The sequence below is a fragment of the Nonomuraea sp. NPDC049141 genome, assembly GCF_040648415.1.
Classification (GTDB): domain Bacteria; phylum Actinomycetota; class Actinomycetes; order Streptosporangiales; family Streptosporangiaceae; genus Nonomuraea.
In genome coordinates this window covers 1-4,669 of record NZ_JBEZDR010000057.1, presented here as the reverse complement: position 1 = coordinate 4,669, position 4,669 = coordinate 1, and the positions used below count along the sequence as shown (strand labels likewise).

Here is a 4,669-nt window from a genome sequence, read left to right as displayed (position 1 = left end):
CAGGACGTCGGAAAGGTCCGGGCGATATCGGTCGGGATCGGTAGTGGCTAGAAGCCGGTAGAGGGTGACGGCCTCCTGCTCGGCCTCGAGGGCTTCGACCCACCGGTCCAGTTCCGAGAGGGTCTTGCCGAGGTTGGTGAGTGACTTGGCGAGGTCGAAACGGTGATCATCAGGATCTGTGGTGGCCAGTTCACGGCGGATGGCGACCGCTTCCTGCTCGACCTCAAGGGCTTCGGCAGAGCGGCCAAGTTCCGAGAGAGTCACGCCGAGGCTGGTCAGGACGTCGGAAAGGTCCGGGCGATATCGGTCGGGATCGGTAGTGGCTAGAAGCCGGTAGAGGGTGACGGCCTCCTGCTCGGCCTCGAGGGCTTCGGCCGGGCGGTCCAGTTCCGAGAGGGTCTTGCCGAGGCTGGTCAGGGCGTCGGCAAGGTCCGGGCGGAAGCGGCTGAGGTCGGTACTGACCAGATGCCGGTAGAGGGCGATAGCCTCTTGTTCGACACTCAGCGCTTCGGCCGGGCGGTCCAGTTCCGAGAGGGTCTTGCCGAAGTTGGCGAGCGAATCGGCGAGGTCGGAACGGTGATTATCGGGATCCGTGGCGATCAGCTCGCGCCGGATGGCGATGGCCTCCCGCTCGACCTCGAGGGCTTCGGCAGAGCGGCCGAGTTCTGAGAGGGTCACGCCGAGGCTGGTCAGGGACTTGGCGAGGTCCGGGCGGTAGCCGCTGGGATCGGCTGTGGCCAGAAGTCGGTAGAGGGTGACAGCTTCCTGCTCGACGTCCAGAGACTCGGCCGGGCGGTCCAGTTCCCACAGGTGCTTGCCTCGTTCCATGAGCGACCGAGCTCGCTCAGCCTTGGCGGTTTCGTTCGGGACCCTGGCCACGGTCTACCTCTCAATCCACATCAAGCTCAATCCACATCGAGCAGCGACCGCTGCGGTATCTCCAAGGTTTCGTGATACTCACGTTTGCTCTGCAGCAACAGTGTTCAGGAAGATCACCAGTATCCTGTCATTTCCGCAGTGGATGTAGCGACGTGAGTGCCTGCCATATATCGACTGTTTCCTGCCGTTTCTTGGCTCGGCCTCGCTGATCAGGGGTCATCACTGTTCTCGTGGCCACGGCTGCCCGTGTCGCGAGAGGCGCCGATACGCAGCAGGCTGGCACGAGGGAGATTATCTTCTCGGGTTGCGTTGCGGGCTGCGCGGCCTGCGCAGGCGGCCCGCTAGGCTTCGCTTTAACCCCTCAAACAGGCGTTCGGCCCACTTGAGGTCGTTATAGACTGCCTGTCGGGCATCGCGGGCATCTACGGCATGTTTCAGAGTTTCTGCCGCATTTCGCGGCTACTTACCGTTCTCGCCGCAGGCCGCCGCCGCACGCGGTCACCCAGTTGAAAGGGCATGGCCATCACAGACGTCCTCTTGCACGGCAAGTCGAGAGCCACCGTCTCACCGTGGATCTGACGAATCTCGGAAGGCGGTGGCCCGATGCTGCTCAGGATGGCCCGATGGTTTGATCGACCGCAGGAGTTGACGCGCCCGGCGAACGAGGATCGGTTTCGCACCTCGATTCGGCGGGCGCTAGCGTTGGTCGGCTGGCTGAGTTTCGCCGGCGGCTGCACGGATTGCTGACAGGCCGGGCCGATGCGCTGTTCGAGCTAATCGACGCCATCATGTGTGCCGATCACCCGGTGACCTCTGTAGTGCAACTGTCGCTGGAGCCCGAGTTCCGCCGCGGCCACGGCGCGTTGTATGACGCGCTGGCCGCCGGGAGTATCGACGCCGACGCGTTGGCTGATCTGCTGGCGGAGTTCCTGCCGGCGACCGGTCCCCCGAAGACCGCAGTGCCGTCACGACGAGGCCGCCGCTGGGGAGGCCGCGGCGAGGAACTGCGCACCGGCGACATCGCGGTGGTGGGATCGAACGAGTATGCCGATTGGGGCGCCAACCTGCTGCCCTGGTCCGAATGTGAGCCGCTTCTGGAAGGGTTCTGCGAGCAGGTCGGCCTGCCCAGTACGGGGGCCGGCTTCGTCGCGCACCTGCGCAGTAATCACCTGGTGGCCGCCGCGGAGTTGGACGCCGGGTATGAGGACAACACCGACCTGGTGATCAGCGACGATGGGGTGCCCACCGTCAAGCGGCGCCGCGGCCAGCAGACTCTAACCTTGGGCTTTCGCCATGAATTTCGCCGGGCTTGATCGTTTGCACAAAAAGAGCACGTTTGGGCTGGAAGGATGAGCTTGTCGAGAGTCCTGCCCATGTCAGTTCAGAAGGCACTCTTCGCGTGAAAATTAGAGCCTCCCACAGCAAGATCACCGCATCCTCCGGCGGCGTGAGTGGCTCCAGTCTGGGCAGCATCGGTCGAATCTTCGCCGATCGCGCACACATGGAATTGTCGGCGTTCGCTCCGGTTGGTGCGAGCCTGAGGCATGATGTGCAACGTGCCGCCCATGCAAGCAGCTCGTTCCAGGATGGCGTTAGGTGTGTTTGGCGGGGCTCTCGCCTTGATGCTCGCTTTCGGTATTGCTCTGATGGGAGGCTGGGTCCCCTGGTCACCGACGACTGGCATGCCGGAGGCGAGTGACATGCCCAGCGTCCCTTCGGACGCTGTCGAGCCGGAACGGATCTCGGCCAGAGAGCGTGCAGTTTTCCTGGCGACGTTGAGTGCCATCGATTCGCAGCTCATAGTCGATCAAGAAAGCGCGGTGCACTACGGCATCAACACGTGTTTGGACATCCTGGAGGGTGTCGACGACGGCGAGCCGGGACTAGTGGAGAAACGGGTGCGCTTCCGGTTCGAGCGCGGAGGCACCGACGTTAGCCAGAGCCAAGCACAGGAGATCGTGAAGGCCGTCAAGGTGTGGTGCCGCTAACTAGAGAGCCGGCTGTTGCCCGGCACCCCACGCATGATCAGCTTGCCTAGCCGTGATGGTTAGCCTCGGGCTTTGCGGTGCATTTCGCGCGGGTTGATCGACTACATGAGAAAAGTGCGTCTGAGCTGGGAGGATGGGCTTGTCTAGAGTCCTGTCCACGCCAGATCGAGAAGCGATTTCCACGTGAAGACGATCGCCTACCACCGCGCCCTCACCGCCTCCGCGGACGGCACCGGGCTGCTGTCTCATGCCGGGGGCCTGCTGCTGCTCAAGACCCTGCACGTCACCGGCCTGGACCGGGCGTTATCGGCCCAGCTGGAGCGCTGGCGGCCAGCCCGTGCGGTGCATGATCCCGGTAAGATCGTGGCCGACCTCGCCGTCGCCCTCGCGCTGGGCGGCGACTGCCTGGCCGACATCGCCCTGCTGCGCGCCCAGCCGGAACTGTTCGGCCCCGTCGCCTCCGACCCCAGCGTCTCCCGCCTGATCGACCGGCTCGCCCGCGATGAGGTCAAGGCGCTCAAGGCCCTGCGCGCCGCCCGCGCCCTGGCCCGCCAGCGCGCCTGGGAACTGGCAGGAACGTCGGCGCCGGGCAGCGACGGTGAGCTGATCCCGCTGGACATCGACGCCACCATCGTCATCGCCCACTCCGACAAACAGCACGCCGCTCCGACCTGGAAGCATACCTTCGGTTTCCACCCGATGACGGTCTTCGCCGACCACGGCCCGGGCGGCTCGGGCGAGCCGCTGGCCATGGTGCTGCGGCCGGGCAACGCCGGCTCCAACACCGCCGCCGACCACATCCAGGCCACCCGCCTGGCCCTGGCCCAGCTGCCCCAACATCGCCGGCGTCAGGTGCTCATCCGCACCGACTCCGGCGGCGGCACGCACGAGTTCCTCACCTGGCTGACCAAGCCTGGCAGGCGGCTGTCGTACTCGGTCGGATTCACCGTCACCGAGCAGGTGCAGCAGGCCGTGCTGCGCCTGCCGAAAAGTGCGTGGACGCCCGCCTACGACGCCGACCGTCAGGTACGGCCCGGCGCCTGGGTCGCCGAGCTGACCGGCCTGCTGGACCTGTCCGGCTGGCCCAAGGGCATGCGCGTCATCGCCCGCAAAGAACGCCCGCACCCCGGCGCCCAGCTGCGCTTCACCGACGTCGACGGCTGCCGCGTCACCTGCTTCGTCACCGACGCCAAACGCGGCCAGCTCGCCGACCTGGAACTGCGCCACCGCCGCCGGGCCCGCGCCGAAGACCGCATCCGCTGCGCCAAGGACACCGGCCTGGCCAACCTGCCGCTGCACCACTTCACCCGCAACCAGATCTGATGCGAGCTCGTCGCCCTGGCCTGCGAACTGCTCGCCTGGACGCAGATGCTCGCGCTGCCCGGCACCGCAGCCCGCGCCTACGAGCCCAAACGCCTGCGCCTGCGGCTGTTCGCCGTGGCCGGACGGCTGGTGCGCGGCGGCCGACGTGTGCGCCTGCGCCTGGCTGCTCGATGGCCTTGGGCCAGCGACATCCTCACCGCCCTGGCCCGCCTGCAAGCCCTGCCCGCACCCACCTGACCTGCTACAAACCGACCCTACAACCAGGAAAGGACACCTGCGGGCCCGTGGAACCCCGCCCACCCGGCGCGACAACCGGGTCGGCGCGCTGACCACAGCACGCATTCAACCCTCAGCCGAACTACTCAGCCGACTACACCTTGCTCACGTAGGGTCGGGGGCTGGCGCGGTGGCGTCTCCTGGCGGTAGGGCCTGGGGCCTTCATGTTCCGCCGGTTTCCCGGTCGGTTGTGCCACCCCAGT

At 66.2% G+C, this 4,669-nt stretch carries 3 protein-coding genes and 1 pseudogene; 3 read left to right on the top strand and 1 reads right to left on the bottom strand.

Annotated elements, in window-relative coordinates; translation table 11 throughout:
- Positions 1-828, bottom strand: an 828-nt coding sequence (locus tag AB0B91_RS63610) for a tetratricopeptide repeat protein (protein ID WP_358342691.1), incomplete at its 3' end; no start/stop codon positions are given.
- Between the two features lie 791 nt (positions 829-1,619).
- Between AB0B91_RS63610 and AB0B91_RS63605 the strand changes: the two genes are divergently transcribed.
- The 3 genes and pseudogenes from AB0B91_RS63605 to AB0B91_RS63595 all read left to right on the top strand — a co-directional run bounded on the left by AB0B91_RS63605 (position 1,620) and on the right by AB0B91_RS63595 (position 4,427).
- Positions 1,620-2,192, top strand: a complete 573-nt coding sequence (locus tag AB0B91_RS63605) for a transposase (RefSeq protein WP_358342689.1) — start codon at positions 1,620-1,622, stop codon at positions 2,190-2,192.
- Between the two features lie 252 nt (positions 2,193-2,444).
- Positions 2,445-2,867, top strand: a complete 423-nt coding sequence (locus AB0B91_RS63600; RefSeq protein ID WP_358342687.1) for a hypothetical protein — start codon at positions 2,445-2,447, stop codon at positions 2,865-2,867.
- A gap of 183 nt (positions 2,868-3,050) precedes the next feature.
- Positions 3,051-4,427 (top strand): annotated as a pseudogene (locus AB0B91_RS63595) (IS1380 family transposase).
- Positions 4,428-4,669: the final 242 nt, after the last annotated feature.